Raw genomic sequence first — 559 nt, forward strand, 5'->3', positions numbered from 1 at the left:
ACCTTGGATATTCACCGAACACTAGGGTTGCTCTTGCACACTCAAGTCTCGATTCAGCAATTGCTTAAGCTGCCAGCGGAATGCTTTCATCCTAAACCAAAAGTAAACAGTGTCTTAATAAAACTTACCCGCCATACCACAGATGTTCCAGATAAATATTGGAAGCTATATACGTACTTTGTTTCAAAATGGGTCAATCGAGAATATCGTCAACTGTTTACTAAAAATCAGTTTCATCAAGCAATGAAACACGCCAAAGTAAACAATTTAAGTACCGTTACTTATGAGCAAGTATTGTCTATTTTTAATAGTTATCTATTATTTAACGGGAGGAAATAATTCTATGAGTCGCTTTTGTAAATTTGGAAAGTTACACGCTACTAAAGGGAATGTAGATAAATTATTAGGTATACTACTGACAGCTTCCAAGGAGCTAAAGAGGTCCCTAGACTAGCAAGAAGTACACAAGAAGCCTTAAAGATTATAGAAAAGCTTTTCCATGAAATGCTTAACATTATTTAATGTTAACATGTGGCTTTGTGGTAACTACCACGAGTGG

1 protein-coding gene is annotated in these 559 nt (G+C 35.8%); it reads left to right on the plus strand.

What is annotated here, in order from left to right; translation table 11 throughout:
* On the plus strand, window positions 1-339 hold a 339-nt coding region (locus KA878_RS13675), incomplete at its 5' end, for an rRNA adenine N-6-methyltransferase family protein (protein ID WP_245336765.1).
* Window positions 340-559: the final 220 nt, after the last annotated feature.

Origin of the sequence: Staphylococcus sp. GDY8P57P (assembly GCF_017892585.1) — a bacterium.
GTDB lineage: Bacteria > Bacillota > Bacilli > Staphylococcales > Staphylococcaceae > Staphylococcus > Staphylococcus borealis.